Raw genomic sequence first — 24027 nt, forward strand, 5'->3', positions numbered from 1 at the left:
CTCCGCCAACACCCAGGCGGAGGTTCTGGCCCTGACCCACTGTAAATAATCCGCACAGACTTATCCCGCTGCAATAATCGGCCCCTGTTCATCCAGCACTGGGATACCCTCCAGATGATCGAGAAATGGCGTTAGCATACTGTCGGCCATGCTGTAGTACTCACCGGCCAGCATTGGCTCTGGCTCAGCGGCTGCTCAACAATCGCAATAAAGCTACAGCAGAAAGTTGATAAAGGAGGGGGCGTTCCGGACGATGGCGCACATGCAGCGGTGCGCCGACGCTCGGGCTGGCTTCCCTGCCAACCAACAACGGCAACATGTTGGCATCCTTGCGAAGTTATTACAGGCTCAGGTTATCACGTTGAGAGGGAAACTTTTAATTCCATCTACCAGACGGTATAGAGCCTGCCGTTGCCAGCCAGTACCGGTCACTCCCACTCGATGGTTGCAGGTGGCTTACCTGAAATATCGTAAACTACACGGGAGATACCGTCGATTTCGTTGATGATACGGTTAGACACTCGGCCTAAGAAATCGTATGGCAAGTGTGCCCAGTGAGCGGTCATAAAGTCGATGGTTTCAACGGCGCGCAGTGACACCACCCAATCGTATTTACGGCCATCACCCATTACACCGACAGAGCGAACCGGTAAGAACACGGTAAATGCTTGGCTGACTTTGTTATAAAGATCAGCTTTGTGCAGCTCTTCGATGAAAATGGCATCGGCGCGGCGCAGCAAATCGCAGTACTCTTTCTTCACTTCGCCAAGCACGCGCACACCTAAGCCTGGGCCTGGGAACGGATGGCGGTAAAGCATGTTGTATGGCAGACCTAGCTCAAGACCAATCTTACGCACTTCGTCTTTAAAGAGTTCGCGCAGTGGCTCAACCAGACCTAACTCCATATCGTCTGGCAGACCGCCAACGTTATGATGCGACTTAATTACATGGGCTTTACCTGTGGCGCTACCAGCGGATTCAATCACGTCTGGATAGATAGTGCCTTGGGCTAACCATTTCGCATTAACGCATTTCTTGGCTTCTTCGTCGAAAATTTCAACGAATACACGACCGATGATTTTACGTTTAGCTTCAGGATCAGCTTCGCCTTTCAGTGCTTCGAGGAAGCGGTTTTCCGCATCGACGTGAACAATGTTCAGGCCGAAATGGTCACCAAACATTTCCATGACTTGCTTCGCTTCGTTTAAACGTAGCAAGCCGTTATCAACGAATACGCAGGTCAATTTTTTGCCAATGGCGCGGTGCAGCAGCATGGCCACTACCGATGAATCCACACCACCAGATAGACCTAAAATCACTTCATCGTCGCCCACTTGCTTTTTCAAGCGTTCGATAGCGTCTTCGATGATTGAAGAAGGTTTCCAGTTGGCCGCACAGCCGCAGATATCTAAGGCAAAGTGCGACAGCATACGCATACCTTGGCGGGTATGGGTGACTTCAGGGTGGAACTGAACGCCGTAGAAACGTTTTTCCTCACAAGACATGGCCGCAAATGGGCAAGTATCGGTTTTAGCAACGGCCACAAAACCTTCTGGGATCGCCGAAACTTTATCGCCATGGCTCATCCACACATCGAGCAGAGATTTGCCATCAGCACTGACTGCATCTTCGATATCTTTAAACAGGGCCGATTGCGCTAACATTTCGATTTGAGCGTAGCCGAACTCGCCTTCGCCCACGCCTTGAATCACTTTACCGCCCAGCTGCTCAGACATGGTTTGCATGCCGTAGCAGATCCCTAATACAGGCACGCCAGCATTAAACACATATTCAGGTGCGCGGGGAGAATTGTCGGCAGTCACACTTTCAGGGCCACCAGCGAGGATAATCCCGTTAGGGGCAAACTCACGGATTTGGGCTTCGGTCACATCCCACGCCCATAACTCACAGTAAACACCAATTTCACGGATACGACGGGCAATTAGCTGGGTGTACTGAGATCCAAAGTCGAGGATCAGTATCTTATGCTCATGAATATCGCTCATGGATAACCTTTATCTCATCTATTGTTTTAACTTAGCTCAAGACTGCGAAGTTCAATCTTGAGGGCATACAAATCTTAATAACGGGGCGGCTTATCGCCGCCCCGTTATCACAAACGTTTACGCACCTGAACGGTAGTTTGGCGCTTCTTTAGTGATAGTCACATCGTGAACGTGGGACTCGCCCATGCCCGCAGACGTCACTTTCACAAACTGCGCTTTTTCGTTCAGTTCTTGAATCGTGGCACAGCCCGTTAGGCCCATGCATGAACGCAGACCACCCATATGTTGATGGATGATTTCCTTGAGCTTGCCTTTGTAAGGTACACGGCCTTCGATGCCTTCTGGCACCAGCTTGTCGGCAGCATTATCAGATTGGAAATAACGGTCAGAAGAACCTTGAGACATGGCGCCTAAAGAACCCATACCACGGTATGACTTATAGGCACGGCCTTGGTAGAGTTCAGTTTCGCCTGGCGCTTCGTCAGTACCCGCGAACATTGAACCCGCCATGATGCACGATGCACCTGCGGCTAAGGCTTTGGCTAAGTCACCCGAGAAACGTACACCGCCATCGGCAATAACTGGGATCCCTAAACCTTTTACAGCTTCGGCAGCGTCAGACACTGCGGTAATTTGTGGCACGCCCACACCCGTCACGATACGTGTGGTACAGATAGAACCAGGGCCAATACCAACTTTAACCGCGTTAACGCCGGCTTCAACTAGGGCTAATGCGCCTTCAGCTGTTGCCACGTTACCACCGATAATTTGTAAATCTGGGTATTTTGCGCGGGTTTCACGGATACGTTGCAACACGCCTTCAGAGTGGCCGTGAGAAGAGTCAATTAAGAGCACGTCAACACCGGCTTTCACCAGCGCATCGACACGCTCTTCGTTACCAGCACCTGCACCTACGGCAGCGCCCACACGTAAACGACCTAATTCGTCTTTACAGGCATTCGGCTTACGCTCGGCTTTTTCGAAGTCTTTTACTGTGATTAAGCCTTTCAGCTTGAAGTTATCATCGACAACTAACACTTTTTCGATACGGTTTGAGTGCATTAACTTTTGCACTTCATCTAACTTAGTGCCTTCCGCAACCGTGACTAAACGCGCCTTTGGCGTCATCACTTCTTCTACGGTTTTGCTCCAGTCAGTCACGAAACGTACGTCACGGCCAGTGATGATACCCACCAATTCATTGGCTTCGTTTACCACAGGGTAACCCGCAAAACCATTCTTCGCGGTCAGCACTTTAAGATCCGCCAGCGTAGTTGAAGGCGTTACCGTCACAGGTTGTTGAACCACACCTGCTTCGTAAATTTTTACTTTACGAACTTCTTCGGCCTGCTTTTCTATGCTCATGTTTTTATGAATAAATCCTAAGCCACCTTCCTGTGCCATGGCGATCGCAAGACGCGCTTCGGTCACAGTGTCCATAGCGGCAGACACAAGCGGAATATTCAGTTCAATGGTATTGGTCAGGCGAGTTTTAAGGATGGCGGTGTTTGGGAGTACAGTAGAATGCGCAGGAACAAGTAACACATCGTCAAAGGTTAGCGCTTCTTTAATTAAACGTAGCATAGGCAACATCTCCCCAGTTGAGTAGGATTTTAGAGGTGAAATATTGCGGCGGGATTATACCTTGCATCTAGGGGGCGGTAAATGGAAAATAGTGAAAAAATCCCATTTGCACGAGAAAACACATGCAAGTCCCTAAAAATAATATTTATACCGTCTCACGCCTTAATGGTGAAGTCAGACAAATTCTCGAGGGACAACTGGGAAAAGTCTGGCTAAATGGTGAAATATCCAACTTTTCCGCCCCCAGTTCGGGTCATTGGTATTTAACCCTTAAGGATCATTATTCACAAATTCGCTGCGCCATGTTCAAAGGGCGCAACCAAAGCGTGAGCTTTAAACCTGTGAATGGCCAACAGGTGCTCGTGAAAGGCGCGATTAGCGTGTACGAGCCTAGAGGCGACTACCAGTTATTGATTGAGTCTATGCTGCCCGCCGGGGATGGCTTACTCGCGCAGCAATTTGAAGCACTCAAAATGAAGCTCGCGGCGCAGGGGTTATTCGCCGCCGACACTAAACGCCTGCTTCCAAAAAATATTCAACGCATTGGAGTCATCACCTCCCCCACGGGCGCGGCTATTCGCGATGTATTGCATGTACTTGCCCGCCGAGATCCATCGATTGAAGTAATAATTTACCCGACCCAAGTACAGGGCGAGAGCGCAGATATCAATATCTGCCAAGCCATCAATATCGCCAACCAACGGCTCGAGGTCGATGTATTACTGCTCACCCGTGGCGGCGGCTCACTCGAAGATTTATGGTGTTTTAATAGCGAAGCGCTCGCCCATACCATTTACAACAGTGCCCTACCCGTTGTCAGCGCCGTAGGCCATGAAGTCGACACCACCATCAGTGACTATGTGGCAGACGTTCGCGCCCCGACGCCTTCTGCGGGTGCAGAACTACTGTCTCAGGATAGCGACAATAAGAGCCAACGCTTAGCCACAGTACTGTCGCGCCTTAAACAGAGCGCCAGCCACTATCAACTCAAGCAGGAAAGACGCTTAAGTGTGCTCGAACATAGGCTGCAACGCTTAGATCCTAAGCGTACCCTGCAGCAATTTGAGCAGCGTTTCGATGAGATGCAATTACGGCTCGAAGCCGCATTGTCTAACAAACTGCACGGTTTAAGTCGCCGTCAGCAGCAACTGGCCAGTCGCCTCGAGCAGCAGTCCCCAAAGCACAAGCTCGCACTCGAGACCAATAGGTTGAGCTATTTAGCGACACGTTTGCAGGATGCAATTCAGGATACCCTCAACCAAAGCGAGCAGCGGATCAAATATGCCGCCCATCAATTGGAAACAGTCAGTCCATTAGCCACCTTGAGTCGGGGTTACAGCATCACCACAGATGCAAATAACCAAGTCATAGACAATGCCGCTCAGCTGAGTGTGGGCGATAGGATAAACACTCGCCTACGCCATGGGCGGGTGCAGTCGACCGTGACACACATAACGGATAAAAGCTAAGACTAAACAGCCTTAAGGCTCAAGATCCAAGCCCATAAAGCACTTTGTCGAAACAAGACTTATAATTGCGCTCTAAAATGCGCCAACAAAAAAGGAACCCTAGGGTTCCTTTTTTATGTTCGGCTTAAGCCAATAGCGCAAATTTACTTTGCCTTGCGGTCTTTAATATGACTCAGGGCGCGTTTACGGCGACGCTCTTGGCTCATAGTCAGCTTTTCAACTTTGTTTTCAAACGGGTTATCACCCTCTTGGAAACGTAGCTGAATTGGCGTACCCACCACTTTCAATGAACGACGGAAGTAGTTCATCATGTAGCGCTTGTAAGAATCCGGCAGCTTGCTGACTTGGTTACCGTGAATAACCACGATTGGCGGGTTATAACCACCGGCGTGAGCGTATTTCAGTTTCACACGGCGACCGTTCACTAACGGTGGCTGATGGTCATCCTGCGACATTTGCATGATGCGGGTCAGCATAGAGGTGCTAACGCGGCGAGTCGCACTGTCGTAAGCTTCTTCAATCGACTCAAACAGATGACCAACACCTGTGCCATGGAGCGCCGAAATAAAGTGAATGCGAGCAAAGTCGATAAAGCCTAAACGACGGTCGAGTTCACTCTTAACACGGTCCTTAACACCTTGGTCAATACCGTCCCACTTGTTGACAGCGATAACTAAGGCACGACCCGCGTTCAAGGCAAAACCTAATAGACCTAAATCCTGCTCGGCAATCCCTTCACGGGCATCGATGATCAGTAGCACGACGTTGGCATCTTCAACCGCTTTTAGGGTTTTGATCACCGAGAATTTTTCAATCACTTCATGGACTTTACTGCGGCGACGCACACCAGCAGTATCGATAATCACGTATTCGCGGCCATCGCGTTCCATCGGAATGTAAATACTGTCGCGGGTGGTGCCCGGCTCATCGTAAACCACCACACGCTCTTCACCTAAGATACGGTTAGTCAGTGTCGATTTACCCACGTTCGGCTTACCGATAATCGCAAGCTTGATCGGTAAATCCTGCAGACGTTTCTGCTCGGCTTCGGCTTCTTCTTCGGTGTACTGACGCTCGTCGACTTCTTCCTCTTCGCCTTGGCGTTCAATGCCCATAGCTTCGGCATAAGGGGTCAGTGCGTACTCAATCATGTTGGTCACGCCGCGACCTTGGGCGGCAGCCATTTGGTAGACTTCACCTAAACCTAACGACCAAAACTCAGCACAGGCAGAATCGGCATCAATACCGTCAATCTTGTTAGCCACCACGAAAGTGGTTTTTTGGCGACTACGTAAATGCTGAGCGATAGACAAATCCGCGGCGGTTAAGCCCGCGCGCGCATCGGTCATAAATAAGACAACATCGGCTTCTTCGATAGCGGCGAGGGACTGCTCGGCCATCTTAGTTTCGATCCCCTCTTCAGTGCCGTCGATACCGCCAGTATCCACCACGATAAACTCATAGCCGGATAGGAATGCTCGACCATATTTACGGTCACGTGTTAGGCCAGGAAAGTCAGCAACCAGCGCATCACGCGTACGCGTGAGGCGGTTAAATAAGGTGGATTTACCGACGTTCGGCCGACCAACAAGGGCCACTACAGGGATCATGATTTTGCCTCTAAAAAACTTTTCAATAAAAAGCCCCCGGAACACACTTCCAGGGGCTCTACAAGGATAACACTTTTAACTAAGTAAGTGTTACAACAGCTAGCTTTCCGCTGCGACCTTGCACGTAGATTTTATCATCCACCACTAACGGTTGGCTGAATAATCCAGAGCTGTCCACTTGGATACGACCAACAATACTGCCTGTGCTGCGGTCGATAAAGTGCAGATAACCTTCAAAATCGCCCACGACTAAATAGTCGCGATACACGGCTGGTGACGTGAGTGTACGATTCGCCAGCTCAGAGTTGCTCCACAATTCTAAACCGTTACGTCTATCCACAGAGTAGATACGACTGTGGTCATCCACCAAAAATAAGCTTAAACCCGCCGTAGCTAATTCATTGAAGCTTGAGTACTTGCGTGACCAAATAATTCGACCGGTACGCAGCTCCATCGACACCAAGTTACCGTTGTAACTCACCGCATACAGGTTGTCACCTAAGATCAGCGGCGTCATATCCACATCGGCCATACGAGTAAACTCATTGCCGCCAGTTGGATTATAAATCGCTTGTTCCCATGCGGCTTGACCGTTGTTTTTCACCACAACGGCGACTTTGCCATCGGCGGTGCCGATAAAGAAACCACCTGCCTCATAGGCCGCAGAACCCGTGCCACGTAAGGTCAGATTCGGTAACTGCATGTCATAGACCCACAGCTTAGCGCCTGTATCGACGTTAAAAGCTTCGAGCGAACCTGAGCTGGTGCTCACCACCACCACATCATCAGCAACGGTTGGCTTAGAGAGTAACTCCCCTCCAGCAACGACATGCCACAGCACTTGACCATCTTCGGCATTCAGCGCGGCCAATAGACCACTCTCACCGCCGATAAAGAGTTTATTGCGCGCGGCAGTCACACCTGCGGCTAAGCGTGCGCCCTTGTTTTTGGCTAAGGCGTTATCACGGAACTCTTCACTAAAATCTTTTTTCCAAACCCGCTCACCCGTGGCTTCATCAAAGGCCACGACTTCGCCGTAACGGTCGGCTGCAAAAATTTTACCGTAACGAACTGCAGGAGTGAGGCGAGAATAATAATCACCGACACCGTCACCTACAGAGGCGCTCCAACTTACTTCAGGAAACACTGTTGCCTGAATCGCAGTTAACTCACTTACCGGTTCTTCTTCCACATCGCTAGAAGAACAGGCGGATAACATGGCTAGGCTCAACCCAGCGGCTAGCAGGTTCTTGCACCAAGACTTCATCAAGGGATCCCTTATGCTTGATTTAGGTTATCAAGTTTGATTTTAAGTGCAGGGCTGGTCACAACACCGCCATTGTCCATTGCCGCTTGGTAAGCAGCTTTCGCTTTATCCGCTTCGCCTTGGCGTACAAAGAAATCGCCTTTGAGTTCTTCGCGTTGTGCTAAGAAGGCTTTATCAGTCACTTGTTCTAAGGTTGCGAGCGCAGTACCAATTTGGCCTTGTTCTGCCTGAATACGCGCTAAACGCAGTGTTGCCACTGTGTCTAATCCGGCGCCTGGCTTAGCCGCAATCACTTTCTTCAGCGCTTCTTCCGCCTTAGCAAAATCTTTCGCTTCAACCGCGGTTTTCGCAACGATCAGATCCAGCAGTGCTTGATAGCCCTTATGGTCATGATTTTTGGAAAACTCAGCCACGCCTGCCAGCATGGCCGCTTCGTCGCTTGATTTGGTGGTTAAGGTTTGGAAAGCCTGTGATGCTTCTTCGGCTTTCTCGATTTTCATGTCGGAGTAATAGTTCCAACCGTACAGGCCGCCTAAACCAACAATCGCCCCGATAACAATCGAGGTTCCATAGTCTTTCCAGAACTGCTTGATAGCATCAACTTGTTGTTCTTCTGTGCTATAAATTTCCACGCGCACGTCCCCTTATTTGCTAAGTTCAGCTAAAAATGCGCTTAATGCATTTCGAGCGACCCGTTGTTGTTCGTTGTCATTGCGTAAATATTTAACGGTAACCACACCTTCGGCGAGTTCTTCTTCACCGATGAGTAAGGCTACTTGTGCGCCGCTTTTATCGGCACGCTTAATTTGCTTCTTGAAGTTACCGCCGCCGCAGTGGCTCATAACACGCAGTGTCGGTAAGGTTGAGCGTAACTCCTGCGCCACTTTAATGGCTTCAACCAAGCAGCTATCCCCCATCGCCGCGACATACACATCGACAGCCGCAGGGATATCTTGGGTGAGCTCTAAGGTTTCAAGCAGCAACACAATGCGCTCTAACCCCATCGCGAAACCGACTGCTGGGGTATCTTTACCGCCCAATTGAGCGACTAAACCATCGTAGCGACCGCCCGCAAGTACTGTACCTTGAGAGCCTAAGCTATTGGTAACCCATTCAAAAACCGTGCGATTATAGTAATCTAAACCACGGACCAAGCGCGGGTTAACTCGGTATTGGATGCCAACCGCGTCGAGGAGTTCACGCAATTGTGCAAAATGTTGTGAAGATTCTTCACCTAAGTAATCCATCAACGCTGGCGCATCAGCTAAAATGCTTTGCACTTGCGGGTCTTTCGAGTCCAGTACGCGCAGCGGATTGCTGTACATACGGCGCTGGCTATCTTCGTCTAATTTGTCCTTGTGTTGCTCTAAGAAGGCAATCAAGGCTTCACGGTAAGCGGCGCGCTCAGCGGGGTCGCCTAGGGTGTTTAGTTCAAGCGTCACATGCTCGCTAATGCCGAGTTTTTCCCAAAGACGAGCGGATAACATCAACACTTCAGCGTCGATATCAGCACTACCAATGCCGTAGACTTCCACACCAAACTGGTGGAATTGGCGGTAACGGCCTTTTTGTGGGCGCTCGTGGCGGAACATTGGGCCCATGTACCACAGGCGTTGTTCTTGGTTATAGAGCAGACCATGCTCATTACCCGCACGCACGGTTGAGGCGGTGCCTTCAGGACGTAGGGTTAAACTGTCACCGTTACGGTCCTCGAAGGTATACATTTCTTTTTCAACAATATCAGTCACTTCACCGATAGAGCGTTTAAAAAGATCGGTATTTTCCACTATTGGAGTGCGGATCTCACTGTAACCATAAGCAGCCACGCTCGCACGTAGTACCGCTTCCACTTTTTGCCATAGAGGACTTTGAGTTGGCAGAATGTCGTTCATTCCGCGAATCGCTTGGATCTGTTTTGCCACTGTATCGACTCGTCCGATTTTCGCTAAATTAATAAAAAATGTCAGGCATTATAGGCTGTTCAACACTAAACGTAAAATGACCCCGTCGGTTTCGGGGTCTAGCTCAAGGCTTGAGTGTTTTTATAACGCTTAACCTATGGGTTGATTCGGCTGTGTCTGTTACTCAGTCGTGTCTTTCACTTGAATGCGATTAGCCATCTGGCTTGCTTTAGCGCGAATTTTCGCCTCGAGGGAATCAACTAAGTTGTCATTGTCGAAACGCTCTTTTTGACGCTCGCCTTCATCGTAGTAACCACTCTTACGATGTCCACCCGTTAATCCAATGTGTGATACTAAGGCTTCGCCTGGGCCATTGACCACACAGCCGATGATAGACACATCCATCGCAGTCGTCACATCTTCGAGGCGGCGTTCTAATTCATTTACCGTGCTGATCACATCGAACTCTTGGCGCGAGCAAGAAGGACAGGCAATAAAGTTAATGCCACGGCTACGGATCCGCAGTGACTTTAGGATATCAAAGCCAACTTTGATTTCTTCCACCGGGTCGGCCGCCAAGGAAATACGCAGCGTATCACCAATGCCTTCGGCAAGCAGCATACCTAAGCCAACGGCCGACTTCACCGCACCCGCACGGGCGCCACCCGCTTCGGTAATACCTAAATGCAGTGGCTGGCGAATTTGCTTAGCCAATAAACGATAGGACTCTACCGCTAAGAACACATCGGAGGCTTTGACGCTGACCTTAAATTGGTCGAAGTTCAAACGGTCGAGAATGTCCACATGGCGCATGGCCGATTCGAGTAAGGCTTCTGGCGTGGGTTCTTTGTATTTGTCCATCAGATCTTTTTCTAATGAACCGCCGTTCACCCCAATACGGATAGGAATGTTTTTATCGCGGGCGCACTCCACCACACTGCGGATACGCTCTTCGTTACCGATATTGCCCGGGTTGATACGCAAACAGTCCACACCATATTCCGCCACTTTTAAGGCGATACGGTAATCGAAGTGGATATCCGCAACCAAGGGCACTGACACCGATTGCTTAATCACTTTAAAGGCTTCGGCGGCGTCCATGGTCGGCACAGAGACACGCACTATATCGGCACCCACTTTCTCTAGGGCACGGATTTGGGCAACGGTTGCCTCAACATCTGTGGTCTTAGTGTTAGTCATCGACTGGACGGCAATCGGTGCACCATCACCAATCGGCACATTGCCCACATAAATGCGGGTTGAAGGACGTCTCTTTATGGGTGTTTCGTTATACATACTCAATACGCTCTTTTCGGTACTCTGCGTTAGGCGCCAGACTCAAACCTGTGGGATAGTCAAACGCGCAACACGACCCTTAGGAAATTCAGCAAGGCTGATGGCTTTACCATCGACCGTAAACGTGGACACGACAGTGGGAGCGCCTAGGATCACTTTAAACGGAGGCACACCACTGGCTTGAATATTGGCACCAGCACCACGGACGCCGTCAACAATCGCTTTGCCCTTGGCATCGACTATGTTGATCCAGCAATCGCCCGTGAGCTCAATGGTAATGAGCGACTGCCCTGCGGTCACAGGCATGGCTTGCGCTGTCGACGCAGTGTTGGCTGCTGGTGCATTCGATGCCGTTTGGTTCTGCACTGGCGCGATATTGGTCGCGGCGTTTTGTGTAGCGCTTGGAACCGCAACGGTATTGCTCGCTGCTGTGTTAGAAGCATTGTTCGTCAGAGCGTTGTTAGATTCGCTCGCATTCACAGCTGAATTGCCAGACGTCTGCTCAGCTTCCATCGCCGCCATATCGTTCATATTCGGGTCGATAGTGCTCTCGTCGGTATCTTTTACCGGTCCATCGGTCGCCATTGAACCATTAACCGCAATCTCACTTAAACGCGCACTTGCATCAGTTTCCGTCAGCAATACATCACCCGGCAGCGCTTGATTGGCCGCAGCTAACTCTTCAGCAGTTGGTTTGGAGATATCGACATGGGTTACGAGTGTGGATCGTTGCATCCACCACAGCACGAACAAACCCAATAAAACTAACACAATAAAAAAGCTCAGCCACTTTAGTTTAGTGTCACGAGCTTGATAGGTCGTCTTGCGGGAAAAGCTTTGCATGGCAGGCTGAGTCACTAATGGCACCTGCCGCGCTAGACATGCCTCAATCAGGGTGTTGTCGACCCCCAGCATGCGCGCATAGTTTTTGACATATCCGCGAACATAGGTCGAAGAAGAAATATTAGAAAAATCGTCGGCTTCGAGATTTTCAACAATCCCAGGGCGCAGATGCAACTTCACCGCGGTATCCGCAATGCTTAAGCCCATCTGCTCGCGAGCCATTCTGAGTACTGTGCCGAGCGTTACATCAGGCGTCGATTCAGCTTCACTCGCTGCAACTGGTTCTACTGACGCGTTTATTTCGTTATCTTTCATTGATGCAAATTAACTCTGTATTGCTTAGCTTGAGGCGATGCTGGGAATTTGGCGAGCAATAAAATGCCAAATCGCTTCATAGCAGCATCATCATTCAACGCCTGCTCAATTTTTATTCCGAGCGTTAAACTCTCTGGAGTCTGGGCTGCCACTTGGTGATAACGCGCTAATTGGTTTTGCGCATCGACATAATCACCTTTATCTACCCCAAGCTCAGCCAGCTCCAGTAAAGACACCGAGCGTCTCGGGTCATACTTTAACGCCATCTGAAAATACTGTCGTGCCTTTTCTGTTTGTCCCGCGTCTCGGCTGCAAATGCCTAAGTTCTCGTAACTGGACGCGGTACGCGTATATTTGGGCATTTCTATCGCGGCCAAAAACATTTTTTCAGCTTTTTCGTATTGCTTTTGTTGGCACAAAAACACCCCAAAGTTATTCATGGAATCGCCAGAGGCGTCCTTAGTATTGATAGCGTCTTGATACGCCTGTTCGGTACGTACTAAATCGCCAACGGTTTGATAGTAATAGGCCATGGCCACGTGCACATCTTCTAGCTCTGGCGCATATTCGATTGCTTTATCAAGATTGTATTTGGCTTGTTCCGAGTTACCTCGATTAAGGTAGGTTAAACCGAGCTGCATACGCTCCCGTGCGGCGGCGACTTTATCGAGTTTTCGCTCCGACACGGGAATATCAGTCCCTGAATAGGTACGCTCAGTTACGCATCCTGTCACTAATAATGACAGGGCAATTGCTAATGATAACCCTGACAATCCATGCTTCATGGGCAAGCCTATAAATCTGTGCAAACAAAGAGTTAATTCATTGTGACCGAAATCTGATTTTCTTGCATGCGTTTTTTTGCTAAACGCTTGGTTCGATCGCGAATATCACCCGCTAACTGTCCACAGGCCGCGTCAATATCATCACCACGGGTTTTGCGTACAATCACGGTTAAGCCATATTCCATCAATACCTTAGAAAAACGGTCGATGCGCGAGTTCGATGAACGACCATAGGGCGAACCTGGGTATGGGTTGAATGGGATCAGGTTAACTTTACAGGGCGTATCCTTCATTAATTGAGCTAATTCATGGGCTTGCTCTGTGCTGTCGTTGATGTGATCGAGCATCACATACTCCACCGTCACGCGGCCACGGTTAGCGTTAGATTTGGCGATGTAACGGCGAATACCCGCAAGGAACTCTTGCAATGGATACTTTTTATTTACGGGAACCAGAATATCGCGCAGTTCATCGTTTGGCGCATGGATACTCACGGCGAGCGCCACATCGAGGGCATCACCGAGTTTATCTAATGCTGGCACTACGCCCGAAGTTGACAGGGTCACACGGCGTTTTGACAAGCTGAAGCCGAAGTCGTCCAGCATGATATCCATCGCTGGGATCACGTTGGCAAGGTTAAGCAGTGGTTCACCCATGCCCATCATCACCACGTTGGTGATTGGGCGCTCGCCAGTTTCTTTGGCGAAGCCTAAAAAGTGGGAAACACGCCAAATTTGACCGACGATTTCAGAGACGGTTAAGTTGCGGTTAAAGCCTTGCTGTGCGGTCGAGCAGAAAGTACATTCGAGGGCGCAGCCCACTTGAGAAGACACACACAGGGTAGCGCGGTCATCCTCTGGAATATATACGGTTTCGACTTCTTGGCCTTCACCGACATGGATGGCGAACTTAATGGTGCCATCAGCAGATTTTTGATAGCTAGAAATCTCAGGCGCCACAATCTCACAGCGCGCCGCCAGCTTTTGGCGTAACACTTTGTTGATGTTAGTCATTTCTTCGAAGTCACTGACACCGAAATGATAGATCCACTTCATCAGCTGATCGGCACGGAAAGGCTTCTCACCCAGATCCGCAAATAATGCGCGCATCGCCTTACGATCAAGGTCTAATAAATTGATCTTTTTTTCACTCATAGGACTAACCTCAACACCAAAACCTGCAACAGGGCGGCGAATTATACAGACGCAGAAAAATTTTAGCCAGCAACTCCACACTCCTATGCTAGAATCGGCGTGGGTCAATGTTGGCCTAAATTATGGAGTTGTAATACCACCTATATGTTAACCCTCACCATTATAGTGCTTGTCGCTGTCGGAGTTTCTTTTCTGTGCAGTGTATTCGAAGCAGTGTTGCTTTCGGTTACCCCTAGTTACATCGCTTCCCTCGAACAAACTGACAGTGCCGCGGCCGCAAGGTTACGTAAACTGAAAGAAAACATCGAAGCGCCTCTCGTGTCTATTTTGACCCTAAACACCATTGCCCACACAGTGGGTGCCGCCGTTGCTGGTGCACAAGCGGCCAAGGTTTTTGGTGATGACATGCTCGGCGTGTTCTCCGGAGTGTTAACTTTTATTATCCTATTCTTCTCAGAGATTATTCCTAAATCTGTGGGAGCCAACCACTGGCGCCGTTTAGCCCCAAGTGTGTCGATTGCCATCACTTGGATGAAGCGTGTGACAGAGCCGCTGATTTGGATGTCACAGCAAGTGACTCGCCTGCTAGGTAAAGGGGAAGAAGGCCAATACATTCGCCAAGAAATGAGCGCCATGGCCAAGATTGGTCACGAATCCGGTGAGTTAGACGAGCAAGAGTCTAAAATTTTGACCCAAATGCTCAAGGTGCGTGACGTGCCTGTGACGGCGATTATGACGCCGCGTACCGTGATGTTCTCCTTGCCAGTGTCACTAACGCAAAATGAGTTTGTGCAGGAATATCGCGACAAACCTTTTACGCGCATTCCGGTTTACGATCAGGACCACGACGACATTATCGGCTACATCACCCGTACCGATGTCTTGCTGGCTGAACGTTATACCCCTAACGCACCGATTGGTGAACTCAAGCGCAGCCTATTTGTGGTGCCCGAGACGGCCAAAATCTTGCCGTTATTTGAGCGGATGATTAAGCGCAATACGCAGATTGCGATGGTGGTTGACGAATACGGCAGTAGCCAAGGTATTGTGACCCAAGAAGATATTATCGAATCGCTACTTGGCTTAGAAATTGTCGATGTGAATGACCCCGCAACCGACATGCAGCAATTGGCGCGTAAACTTTGGACCAAGCGCATGAAGCAAAAAGGCATTCGCCTCTCCGATGATGGCGACTTCGAAGCCGCCGCCGAAGATGACGAGGCGCGCTCGGGTTAATGACATTATTTAGCCATTGTTAAAGTAAAGGGAGCTTGGCTCCCTTTCTTGTTTTTGGGGAGAAGGTTATAATCTCCCGCCGTAAAAGAGGTAGGTTATGACACAGGGATACACACTCTCACTCGCGCACATCAACGATACCCATTCGAATTTTGAGCCAAGCCGCGTCCATTTTTCCGTAAATTTTGGGCTTAAATCCCTCGATATCACCAGCCACAGTGGTGGCTATGCACGCCTTGGTTACCACATTAGCAAGGCGCGTGAGCAAGCAGATCAAAGCAAGACGCCGTTTTTATTTTTGCATGGTGGCGACAGTTTCCAAGGCACGCTGTATTTCAGCCATTTTAAGGGTAAGGCCAACGCCCATCTGCTGAATTTACTCGCACCCGATGCCATGGTGATTGGTAATCACGATATTGATGAAGGCAATGCGCGCTTAGCTGAGTTTGCCAAGCAAATCGATTTTCCGCTGCTGGCGGGGAATATGGACTTGAGCCAAGAGGATATCCGCAAGCCGGGTAACCTGCGAACTGTGGCGAATATTCTGGCCTATGATGAACAAACCCAGCTTGCCAGCTACCTCGAAAAGCCCTTCTACGACAAAAAGCTCGCCATCATCGGCATTACACTGGATCAGATGAAAGAGATCGCCAGACCCGATCCCGATACCCACTTTGTCGATGCGATTGCGACCACAGCGCGCACCGTCGCGCATCTGCATGCCAAAGGCATCAAGCATATTATCGTACTGAGTCACTTAGGTTTAGATCAGGATAAAAGACTTGCCGAACAAGTCGATGGCATCAGCCTTATCGTCGGCGGCCATACCCATACCCTACAGGGCGATTTTAGCGCCTTGGGGTTAAGCAATATTCCCTATGGTGAAACCATCCATGGCACTCCAATAGTGCATGCGGGGAAATATGCCGAAACCTTAGGCTTGGCCGAGATTGAATTTGATGCTGCTGGCCGCGTGATAAGCCTAAATGGTGGCAACTACTTTATGCTCGATAAACAGTTTATGTTGAGTTCGAGTGAGCAAGTGGATGACACCGACTATCAAGCAGTACAGCAACGCTTTAATGAGCATCCCTATGTATTGTGGGATGAAGCCGATGAAGACATTCACGGCGTGATCCACGATATCTATCGCCCCGCGATTGCCGAGATGGAAAACAAAGTGTTAGCCCTTGTGCCTAAGAATCTAGTGCATACCAGACTGCCGTCCAAGGCATTACCCCATGGCAGCGAAATCGCCCCTTGGGTGAGCCGTAGTATGTTTCAAGAGGCCAAACTTGAAGATCCTCGCATCCACTTTGCCCTGCATAACGCGGGTGGTGTCAGGCAATCGGTCGCCCAAGGCAGGCTCACCCTCGCCGACGTTTTAGGCCAGTTACTTCCCTTCGAATTGCCATTGGTCAAATACGAAATCCAAGGCCAGTATTTATACCAAGCGCTGGAATCGGCGATTAACGCCGCCACAAACAACAGCGTGCGCGGCACGGGGGCGGGCAGCTTCCCTTATACCTATGGATTGCGTTATTACTACGATGGCAGACGCCCAATGGGGGAGCGCTTGTTCAAGCTTGAAATGATGCAGCAGGATGGCTTATCGCTCTGGTATCCAGTACAGCCCGATGCACTCTATGTGGGGGTTTCGACCTCTTATACCGCCGCAGGGAAAGAAGGTTATCACCCACTGTTACAGGCGCGCTGGCAGGAATCGATTGAGACACTCACCCTACCTCAGGCCTTTATTCGCTTCCTCAATCGAGCGCCCAATCCTAATTTAGCGGATTTGCTCTCGCCCCATGTGCATTACACCAGCCATTTGAAGCGTTCAGTGTAAGCGCTTTGTGTCAGGGATTTGCGTCAAACCTCTATCCTCTTTATCAATCACAGTACTTAGCCGAAAGGTTAAGTACTGTGATTCACTCAATCCACTATCAATACTTGCTCTTTACACCTCACTAAAACAACCAGTCGCAATGGGGTAAACGCTCGGCAAACCACGCCTGCGCTTTGCCTTGATTTCCCTTGCGCCATGCGAGAAACACTGGCTGCGCCGGTCTTGGGATCTCAACCTGACACGCGACTAATGTGCCTGAAGCGAGTTCTTCGCGGATCAAATGCTTGGGAATATAACCTACACCCAGCCCAAGCTGCTGGGCTTTAATCTTGGTCTGCATGTTTGGCACACGAATAACTTGGCGACTATCAAACAATCCACTGGAGCGCTGCGCGAGCGCCGTTGAGCTGTCGGCCACCACCACGGAGGGGAATTGCAACAGCGCTTCGGTTGGGATGGGATGGTCAAACTGTGCTAAGGGGTGATGAGGCGCTAGAGCGAACACGAATTCAAGCATGCCGATTTCGACTAAGTGATATTGCCCCTTAGGTAACTCTCCCGTAACCCCAATGGCAATATCGGCACGGCCCGAATACAGCGCATCCCAACCGCCACCCAGTGACTCCTCAGTGATATTAATAGTCACCTGTTTACCTAACTCGGTAAATTCAGCAATCAGTTTAAGCAGTGGTAAATCGGGCACTACAGTGTCTATAGCTAAGGTTAATGCCGACTCCCAGCCCGTTTCGAGTTGCCGAACCGCCTCTTCAAGCCTTGCGGTGGCGGCTAAAATCTCCCGCCCTTGACGTAATACTAGCTGGCCAACTAAGGTCAGTTCGGCGCGCTGGCCCTTACGTTCAAATAATTTTACCCCTAAATCGCTCTCTAATTTCTGCACTGTGTAGGTCAGCGCCGATGGCACCCGGAATAAGGATTCAGCTGCCGCCGAAAAACTGCCTTTTTTATCAATAGCATCGAGCACTATCAAGCCATCGAGACTCATCACAGGTAACATAGCCACCTCTTGTTCAATTTTTTTGAAATAAACTTTGAAAATGTTCCGATTTTCTTTCTTAAAGGTCAAGAATAAACTTTAAATCAATGGAGAGATTAACGCTAAATCTCCACCGATTAACCCATTAACGACATAGTTAAAAAATTTGAATTAAGGAACATCCCATGAAAGCACTTATCACAAAATTACTGACCTCTGCCCCAAGTTTCGCCCCATTGGCCCTGCGTATTCCTATCGGGATTATCCTCATGGCCCACGGCTCACAAAAACTCTTCGGCTGGTTTGGCGGCTACGGCCTAGAAGGCACAGGACAATGGATGGCCTCCATCGGCTTAACTCCGGGCTACTTAATGGCGCTGATGGCGGGCTCGAGCGAATTCTTTGGTGGCTTGCTGATCATTATCGGTTTACTGACTCGCCCAACCGCACTGGTGTTGTCCTTTACTATGGTGGTCGCGATTTTCTCGGTCCACATTGGTAACGGTCTGTTCCTCAGCAATAACGGTTATGAATTTGGTTTAGCCCTGTTAGCCGCTACTGCGTCTCTGGCCGTGTCAGGTGCGGGTAAACTCAGTGCCGACAACCTATTAGCCGCACGCTTAAAATAAGGAGGAAATGATGATCCGTATACGTAAAGCGCAGGACCGTGGGCAGGCTGATTTAGGCTGGTTAAAGAGCCAACATACCTTCTCGTTTGCCAGCTACTACGATCCGCAGCATATGGGCGTGTCTTCCCTACGAGTCATTAACGATGACAGAGTCGCGCCGGGCGCCGGGTTTGAAACCCATGGCCATAAAGATATGGAAATCATCAGTTATGTGATTTCAGGCACCATAGCCCATAAGGACAGCTTTGGTAATGTTAAGACCTTACCAGCGGGTGAGTTCCAGTTAATGTCCGCCGGTAAAGGGATTTATCACAGCGAGTTTAATGCATCAAACACTGAGTCACTGCACTTTTTGCAGATCTGGATCCAACCAGACACCTTAGGGATTGATGCGGGTTATCAGCAAAAGGCCTTCGAGCAAACCTCGGCGCTGACCGCCGTGGTCACCCCAACGGGTGAAAATGGCACCTTAAAAGTGCAGCAAGATGCAACCTTGTATCGCCTAATGCTGGCACCGCAAGAGCAAGTACAGATGCCACGGCTTAAGCCACAGCGTCAGCTTTATGTGCAACTGGTGGAAGGTACGCTTAAGGTCAATGACCAAGTGCTCACCCCTGGAGATGGCGCACATATCACCGCCGAAGAAGTGGTTAGATTTAGCGCCACAGACAGCCCAGTCACCGCACTGGTGTTTGACTTAGCCTGATGATGCTTACTGACCAATAAAAAACCGCCAAGGAAACGAGGCGGTTTTTTTATTACTTTGCGTATGAGTAGTCTCTTCGAGCGCGAACCTATGATAAGGACATAATCAAACTAAAGTTCACTAACACCTGCGCCCTGTCTTTTTGTTTATCTTCGGCGGTCAGATAGCGACGTAGTTCATTACGGCGAATGCAATTAAAGCCCTGTTTCTCAAAGAAAGGGCGCGCCTGATAGGAAGCTTCAACAGTAAGCCGTTTAAGATTAAGGCTTTTGGCCTCTTCGAGTAGAGCCAAGTATAAATGTGTCGCTACACCAGCACGACCATATTCAGGATGAACAAACAGACAATCAACTTCGCCGACTAAGCAATCAAGCTCTTTATCGGGGCACAACCTTAAACTGATAAAGCCGACTAGCTTATCGTCTTCAAGTGCAACCCAAGTGGTGGTGTCTTCTAACTTAGCCAGCCAGTAGGCATCACTTCGCGCCTCACCTTGGTTTTGCGCCCAAGCCAAACGTTCGGTAAGCGAGTAATATTCCTGCGCGCCCTCCATCACACTGGCGTTAAATACCGCCGCCACCTGTGCCACGTCCGCAGGAGAAAATAAGCGTATCTGCATTGGAGTCCACTCCTATGGGTTGATCATGACCAATGGGCACACAGGCAGTGTATTCCCATTCAGTTACAGTTTTTTAGTCATATAAAAACTCGGCAACACTTGGCCAAGTTTTTGTTGATAGCTGCGCTGCTGCTGGACAAATCCGAGCTTAATAAACAGCCCGCGGGAAAGATAAGACGCATCGGCACTCAATTGACTATACCCCTGCTCCCTCGCCCACAGTTCGAGCTGTCGATAAGCTCGCTCCCCCAGCCCCTGCCGTTGCCAATCGGGATGAATATAGAGGCTATCTATATATCCTTTATGGTGAAAATCCGTTTCGACATTGATAAAACCTACACAAATCTTAGATAAGCTCGCGGCATCTGTCACCAAAATAATCCAAGCCTGGGAACGACTTAAGCGTAAATGCCAATGCTGACTCGAACGGGGCGCCTGCGACCAAGCGTTAAGCTGGGCGGCGTTATAACGCTCATGTTGTATTTGACGCACACAGTAATGAAACAGCTCACTCACCGCTCGGGCATAAGAGCGCTGATAAGGTATGACTTCAATTTGCTTTTTGGCTTGTAAAGGAACGGACACGATTTATCGACCAAGCTTGAACTTATCAACCTATTTTGCCGCGCTTTACCAACGAGTGATAGCCTAGATATGTATGGAAGAGTAAATGCTGAAAACAAAACCGCCTCGACAAGGCGAGGCGGTTTAATGATTCTTGGTAATCATCTATACAGACCGAGATTATTTCTTCTCGATTTGACCAACAAACAACAGCTTGTCGAAGGTGCGGTTTAAGGTTTTGCTGGTGAATTGATTCATCCACATTTGCTCTACCACGGCCACTTTGTCGCCTTTCTTGACTTCAGCTTCTGGGCCGGCAGCCCAAAATGTGTTGTCAGCCTCTTTAATTTGTACATAGGTATAGCCGCCGCCATTCATGGTATCCACAACTGTACCTTCATGAACGACGCCCTGTGCCCAAGCACTTGACATTCCTAACGCTAATGTTGCCACAGCCGCTAATTTTACCAATTTTGCCATCATGCCTTTTGTTCCTTGTGTTTTACTAATATGCGGCATTAAAACATGCCATAGGTAATAAATCGCCAATCTCTATCACGAAATACAACACTTATCGCAAAAGTAGGATTTTTATCGCCAAGTAGGGAACTCATTTCAATAGCGGTTTTAACATGCCCTCGAGGCCATTGAGTTTTACCTCATAAATCAGCGCTAACTGCTCCCCTAATTTTCCCTTTGGAAATCCCTGTTGATGAAACCAGACTAAATAGGGTTCGGGTAATTCGAGTAAGCGGCGGCCAGCATATTTGCCAAAGGGCATCACCTGATTTACGGCATCGATAAGCTGTTGTTGATCCATGGAGGTATTAGCTTGCACTTAGACAGTGGACTAGATGCAGGATGCTACCCTATTGCCCAATGAATGCCTATGCTAATGTCGCCTGAAGTACGACGACGGCTAAATAGAATAAGGGCAAGCCATAGGCTCACCCTTAGTTGATAATGCATCAAGCGTAGATTTTACGCAGATTCGGCCCAAGATTGGCACAATGCGAATGCTCAAAACCGTACTCAATGCATAGCCTTTCTTCCTCCCCGTGGGCGTTAATGCTCACACAAGTCCCTTGACTCGCATGTTCATCCACAAAGGCCATGACTCGCTCTAACATTATTTTGGCCAGCCCCACATGGCGATATTCAGGTAAAACAATAAAATCCTCAATTGCCAGATGGTTAGCCCTATCACCATATACGCAGGCGGCTGCCACTAAGGCGGAGGTATTTTTTTGTTGCTCACCCGTTAGGCGAATAGAGACCCAATATAAAGGCTGTAACGGATGCCCATCCGCCATCTCAACGCCGATAGAAGGATACCCCGCCGCATCGCGTAGATTCAGCAACTCATGAAACAAAGGTGCAGATTCAACCAACTCAAATTCAATAGGCATAAGCATTTTAATATCCATTTTGGCATCCCTTCACGAATGGTAGAAAAATCAAGGTGATTAGACGGCATAATAGGAAAATCCTAACCGAATTAAGTGGCAATTTGATGACATAAAGCGCAGCATCAAGACAACTTTCGACTGAAAAACAGCAACCAACACTCAGTGTTTCGATAATATTTAAGAATAAAAACTAAAAACCATCTTCAAAAATGAAATATGCACCATCAACCAGATAGCTCAATACTTCTAAACTGACCTAGCTCACCTCAACATCTTACAAGTCAATAAAGTACAAACCCATTAAAAATCATAACATTAACCAACAATCAGCCTTATTCATCCTTTCGTCTGATAAGAGTCAAATTAACGGCACCCGTCACTGTAACGTCAAATATTAATCACGCGACATTTTATAAAAAAGTGTCAAAAATCAGCTAATTGACCGAAGTTAACATAGGGTTTACATTCATTTCTAACAACAAGGTGCGGTAAAGCTCGATAATTACAACAACCGCCCAAGTGATACCCTAAGCATTGAGGAATTCGTCATGATAGTGTTAGTCGGCGGCGAAAAAGGCGGCAGCGGTAAGAGTTGCCTAGCACAAAATATCGCAGTATTTCTCACCACTGAATGTGGTGCCTCTGTCATCATGGTGGATTGCGATCCACAGCGAACCACATCCGATTGGATCCAAGCCAGAAACAACAACCCAAAACTTGCCAGCATCAACTGCGTGCAACTTTACGGAAAAATCCGCAATGATCTCTTGAGCTTAGAGCAGCATTATGACTTTGTGATTGTTGACTGTGGCGGCCAAGACAACCTAGCGTTAAGGGCTACTATGTCGGTAGCATCTCATATCTTAATGCCACTGCGACCAAAACGCCGCGACTTGAAAACCGTGAGTCATATGGATGATATCGTCGCGACTTGTAAGATGATTAACCCTAAATTGCACGCCTCCTTTGTTATTACCCAATGCCCTAACCTGCCTAACCAAGCCAATCGAATTTTAGAGGCCAAAGAGGTCTGCAAAACTTACGATATCAATGTATTAGATGCGATCACCTACAGCCGTAATATCTATGATGATAGCGAAGAGTCAGGGTTATCTGTTATCGAGATAGAACCAAAGGGCAAAGCCGCCGCCGAAATCCGTGCTATCGCCTGCGAAATGTTCCAAGTGGACTGCGCCGCCTCATTAACGGCCTTACTCAGATCAAGTACACCAATGGCCGCGCATCGTGCCGCTATCAATCAACCTCAGCCAAACCATCTGAGAGGACAATATGGGACTCAGCGACCTCAAGAAAAACGCTATGCCATCTAGGGGAGGCGTACAGCCCCTCTCCCTTGATGAGTTTATTGATGCCGCGACCCTCTATGCCATGGGAGAAAGTCATATTCCAAGCACGGGCAGTTCAGTAGCGGCGATGGAGCTAGTGAAAGAATTACCGCTTGAAGTCGCACCACTTGAAGTCAAGTTAGATACTTCCAATGTGGTGACTTTGCATCGGCCACAAACGGCATCAAGCCCCCTTGATGCCACGACTGACGATGAACGGCCGCATTACCGCAAAGCAACATTTTCGTTGAGTGAAGCAGCAATCAGCCATTTAGCCAAGCTCTCTGAAGAAAGTGACATTTCCAAATCTAAATTGATCCGTTTTTTAATTGAACAACACTATGCTTTGCCAACCGCCTTGCGGCAGATGCGCGAGCAACAGATAAAAAAATCATAGTACCGCGCTATCTCCCACCCTTTTCCGGTGATCCACATTGATTAGGTC

23 protein-coding genes are annotated in these 24027 nt (G+C 49.0%); 7 read left to right on the forward strand and 16 right to left on the reverse strand.

Annotation, left to right across the window (positions count from 1 at the left end):
* Positions 1–428 precede the first annotated feature (428 nt).
* Complete coding sequence (guaA, locus tag SHD_RS07090) at positions 429–2006, reverse strand: glutamine-hydrolyzing GMP synthase (RefSeq protein ID WP_023266478.1); 1578 nt, start codon at positions 2004–2006, stop codon at positions 429–431.
* Positions 2007–2123: 117 nt separating this feature from the next.
* Positions 2124–3590, reverse strand: a complete 1467-nt coding sequence (gene guaB / locus SHD_RS07095; RefSeq protein WP_011622022.1) for an IMP dehydrogenase — start codon at positions 3588–3590, stop codon at positions 2124–2126.
* Between the two features lie 122 nt (positions 3591–3712).
* On the opposite strand from guaB, the gene xseA reads away from it, so the two are divergent.
* Complete coding sequence (gene xseA, locus SHD_RS07100) at positions 3713–5059, forward strand: exodeoxyribonuclease VII large subunit (protein WP_023266480.1); 1347 nt, start codon at positions 3713–3715, stop codon at positions 5057–5059.
* A 143-nt stretch (positions 5060–5202) separates the two neighbouring features.
* Here xseA and der read toward each other — a convergent pair whose 3' ends face one another.
* The 8 genes from der to rlmN form a co-directional block, all read right to left on the reverse strand.
* A complete protein-coding gene (der, locus tag SHD_RS07105) occupies positions 5203–6669 on the reverse strand; it encodes a ribosome biogenesis GTPase Der (RefSeq protein WP_039977774.1) in 1467 nt (488 codons plus the stop codon).
* A 79-nt stretch (positions 6670–6748) separates the two neighbouring features.
* Positions 6749–7936 (reverse strand): outer membrane protein assembly factor BamB, encoded by a 1188-nt coding sequence (gene bamB, locus SHD_RS07110; RefSeq protein WP_039977776.1) that lies wholly within the window; start codon positions 7934–7936, stop codon positions 6749–6751.
* Between the two features lie 11 nt (positions 7937–7947).
* Positions 7948–8568: a tetratricopeptide repeat protein gene (locus tag SHD_RS07115; protein WP_039977778.1), complete on the reverse strand. Its 621-nt coding sequence runs from the start codon at positions 8566–8568 to the stop codon at positions 7948–7950.
* A 12-nt stretch (positions 8569–8580) separates the two neighbouring features.
* Positions 8581–9858, reverse strand: a complete 1278-nt coding sequence (gene hisS, locus SHD_RS07120) for a histidine--tRNA ligase (protein ID WP_023266484.1) — start codon at positions 9856–9858, stop codon at positions 8581–8583.
* A gap of 159 nt (positions 9859–10017) precedes the next feature.
* Positions 10018–11133, reverse strand: a complete 1116-nt coding sequence (gene ispG / locus SHD_RS07125; protein WP_011622016.1) for a flavodoxin-dependent (E)-4-hydroxy-3-methylbut-2-enyl-diphosphate synthase — start codon at positions 11131–11133, stop codon at positions 10018–10020.
* A 42-nt stretch (positions 11134–11175) separates the two neighbouring features.
* Positions 11176–12291 (reverse strand): RodZ domain-containing protein, encoded by a 1116-nt coding sequence (locus SHD_RS07130; RefSeq protein WP_023266485.1) that lies wholly within the window; start codon positions 12289–12291, stop codon positions 11176–11178.
* Positions 12288–13076 carry a type IV pilus biogenesis/stability protein PilW gene (gene pilW / locus SHD_RS07135; protein WP_023266486.1) on the reverse strand — a complete coding sequence of 263 codons (789 nt, stop codon included), beginning with the start codon at positions 13074–13076 and terminating at the stop codon, positions 12288–12290. The genes SHD_RS07130 and pilW overlap by 4 nt, the downstream gene beginning before the upstream one ends.
* A gap of 32 nt (positions 13077–13108) precedes the next feature.
* Positions 13109–14230, reverse strand: coding sequence for a bifunctional tRNA (adenosine(37)-C2)-methyltransferase TrmG/ribosomal RNA large subunit methyltransferase RlmN (gene rlmN / locus SHD_RS07140; RefSeq protein ID WP_023266487.1), 1122 nt, complete (start codon positions 14228–14230; stop codon positions 13109–13111).
* A 144-nt stretch (positions 14231–14374) separates the two neighbouring features.
* On the opposite strand from rlmN, the gene SHD_RS07145 reads away from it, so the two are divergent.
* Both SHD_RS07145 and SHD_RS07150 read left to right on the forward strand, forming a co-directional pair.
* Complete coding sequence (locus SHD_RS07145) at positions 14375–15466, forward strand: CNNM domain-containing protein (RefSeq protein ID WP_023266488.1); 1092 nt, start codon at positions 14375–14377, stop codon at positions 15464–15466.
* Between the two features lie 97 nt (positions 15467–15563).
* Positions 15564–17315: a bifunctional metallophosphatase/5'-nucleotidase gene (locus SHD_RS07150; RefSeq protein ID WP_023266489.1), complete on the forward strand. Its 1752-nt coding sequence runs from the start codon at positions 15564–15566 to the stop codon at positions 17313–17315.
* A 121-nt stretch (positions 17316–17436) separates the two neighbouring features.
* Here SHD_RS07150 and SHD_RS07155 read toward each other — a convergent pair whose 3' ends face one another.
* Positions 17437–18330, reverse strand: coding sequence for a LysR family transcriptional regulator (locus SHD_RS07155; RefSeq protein ID WP_039977812.1), 894 nt, complete (start codon positions 18328–18330; stop codon positions 17437–17439).
* A gap of 164 nt (positions 18331–18494) precedes the next feature.
* Here SHD_RS07155 and SHD_RS07160 point away from each other — a divergent pair, with 164 nt between their 5' ends.
* Together SHD_RS07160 and SHD_RS07165 are read left to right on the forward strand one after the other, a co-directional pair.
* Complete coding sequence (locus tag SHD_RS07160; protein WP_023266491.1) at positions 18495–18938, forward strand: DoxX family protein; 444 nt, start codon at positions 18495–18497, stop codon at positions 18936–18938.
* A gap of 10 nt (positions 18939–18948) precedes the next feature.
* On the forward strand, positions 18949–19644 hold the full coding sequence (locus tag SHD_RS07165; protein ID WP_039977781.1) for a pirin family protein: 696 nt from the start codon (positions 18949–18951) through the stop codon (positions 19642–19644).
* 88 nt (positions 19645–19732) lie between these two features.
* Here the strand turns inward: SHD_RS07165 and SHD_RS07170 are convergent, their stop codons facing one another.
* From SHD_RS07170 to SHD_RS07190, 5 genes are all read right to left on the reverse strand, one after another.
* The gene (locus tag SHD_RS07170) at positions 19733–20263 is read right to left on the reverse strand and encodes a GNAT family N-acetyltransferase (RefSeq protein WP_023266493.1); all 531 of its coding nucleotides are present in this window, start codon (positions 20261–20263) and stop codon (positions 19733–19735) included.
* A gap of 63 nt (positions 20264–20326) precedes the next feature.
* Positions 20327–20848, reverse strand: a complete 522-nt coding sequence (locus tag SHD_RS07175; protein WP_023266494.1) for a GNAT family N-acetyltransferase — start codon at positions 20846–20848, stop codon at positions 20327–20329.
* A 159-nt stretch (positions 20849–21007) separates the two neighbouring features.
* On the reverse strand, positions 21008–21310 hold the full coding sequence (locus SHD_RS07180; protein ID WP_011622005.1) for a hypothetical protein: 303 nt from the start codon (positions 21308–21310) through the stop codon (positions 21008–21010).
* 127 nt (positions 21311–21437) lie between these two features.
* Positions 21438–21647 (reverse strand): DUF3820 family protein, encoded by a 210-nt coding sequence (locus SHD_RS07185; RefSeq protein ID WP_011622004.1) that lies wholly within the window; start codon positions 21645–21647, stop codon positions 21438–21440.
* A gap of 148 nt (positions 21648–21795) precedes the next feature.
* Entirely contained in the window at positions 21796–22254 is a 459-nt protein-coding gene (locus tag SHD_RS07190) for a GNAT family N-acetyltransferase (protein ID WP_023266496.1), read from the reverse strand.
* 530 nt (positions 22255–22784) lie between these two features.
* Here SHD_RS07190 and SHD_RS07195 point away from each other — a divergent pair.
* Both SHD_RS07195 and SHD_RS07200 read left to right on the forward strand, forming a co-directional pair.
* A complete protein-coding gene (locus SHD_RS07195; protein ID WP_023266497.1) occupies positions 22785–23567 on the forward strand; it encodes an AAA family ATPase in 783 nt (260 codons plus the stop codon).
* Entirely contained in the window at positions 23527–23979 is a 453-nt protein-coding gene (locus tag SHD_RS07200; protein WP_039977784.1) for a hypothetical protein, read from the forward strand. Before SHD_RS07195 ends, SHD_RS07200 begins: the two co-directional genes overlap by 41 nt.
* The last annotated feature ends 48 nt before the right edge of the window (positions 23980–24027 follow it).

The organism is Shewanella decolorationis S12 (assembly GCF_000485795.1).
Taxonomy (GTDB): domain Bacteria; phylum Pseudomonadota; class Gammaproteobacteria; order Enterobacterales; family Shewanellaceae; genus Shewanella; species Shewanella decolorationis.

Coding starts and splice junctions, on each gene's coding strand:
- SHD_RS07160 (WP_023266491.1), top strand. CDS start 18,495: ATGAAAGCACTTATCACAAAATTACTGACCTCTGCCCCAAGTTTCGCC.
- der (WP_039977774.1), bottom strand. CDS start 6,669: ATGATCCCTGTAGTGGCCCTTGTTGGTCGGCCGAACGTCGGTAAATCC.
- SHD_RS07190 (WP_023266496.1), bottom strand. CDS start 22,254: ATGGATATTAAAATGCTTATGCCTATTGAATTTGAGTTGGTTGAATCT.
- guaB (WP_011622022.1), bottom strand. CDS start 3,590: ATGCTACGTTTAATTAAAGAAGCGCTAACCTTTGACGATGTGTTACTT.
- SHD_RS07195 (WP_023266497.1), top strand. CDS start 22,785: ATGATAGTGTTAGTCGGCGGCGAAAAAGGCGGCAGCGGTAAGAGTTGC.
- SHD_RS07150 (WP_023266489.1), top strand. CDS start 15,564: ATGACACAGGGATACACACTCTCACTCGCGCACATCAACGATACCCAT.
- rlmN (WP_023266487.1), bottom strand. CDS start 14,230: ATGAGTGAAAAAAAGATCAATTTATTAGACCTTGATCGTAAGGCGATG.
- SHD_RS07155 (WP_039977812.1), bottom strand. CDS start 18,330: ATGTTACCTGTGATGAGTCTCGATGGCTTGATAGTGCTCGATGCTATT.
- SHD_RS07165 (WP_039977781.1), top strand. CDS start 18,949: ATGATCCGTATACGTAAAGCGCAGGACCGTGGGCAGGCTGATTTAGGC.
- SHD_RS07185 (WP_011622004.1), bottom strand. CDS start 21,647: ATGGATCAACAACAGCTTATCGATGCCGTAAATCAGGTGATGCCCTTT.
- ispG (WP_011622016.1), bottom strand. CDS start 11,133: ATGTATAACGAAACACCCATAAAGAGACGTCCTTCAACCCGCATTTAT.
- xseA (WP_023266480.1), top strand. CDS start 3,713: ATGCAAGTCCCTAAAAATAATATTTATACCGTCTCACGCCTTAATGGT.
- SHD_RS07145 (WP_023266488.1), top strand. CDS start 14,375: ATGTTAACCCTCACCATTATAGTGCTTGTCGCTGTCGGAGTTTCTTTT.
- guaA (WP_023266478.1), bottom strand. CDS start 2,006: ATGAGCGATATTCATGAGCATAAGATACTGATCCTCGACTTTGGATCT.
- SHD_RS07130 (WP_023266485.1), bottom strand. CDS start 12,291: ATGAAAGATAACGAAATAAACGCGTCAGTAGAACCAGTTGCAGCGAGT.
- pilW (WP_023266486.1), bottom strand. CDS start 13,076: ATGAAGCATGGATTGTCAGGGTTATCATTAGCAATTGCCCTGTCATTA.
- SHD_RS07180 (WP_011622005.1), bottom strand. CDS start 21,310: ATGATGGCAAAATTGGTAAAATTAGCGGCTGTGGCAACATTAGCGTTA.
- SHD_RS07200 (WP_039977784.1), top strand. CDS start 23,527: ATGGGACTCAGCGACCTCAAGAAAAACGCTATGCCATCTAGGGGAGGC.
- SHD_RS07170 (WP_023266493.1), bottom strand. CDS start 20,263: ATGCAGATACGCTTATTTTCTCCTGCGGACGTGGCACAGGTGGCGGCG.
- bamB (WP_039977776.1), bottom strand. CDS start 7,936: ATGAAGTCTTGGTGCAAGAACCTGCTAGCCGCTGGGTTGAGCCTAGCC.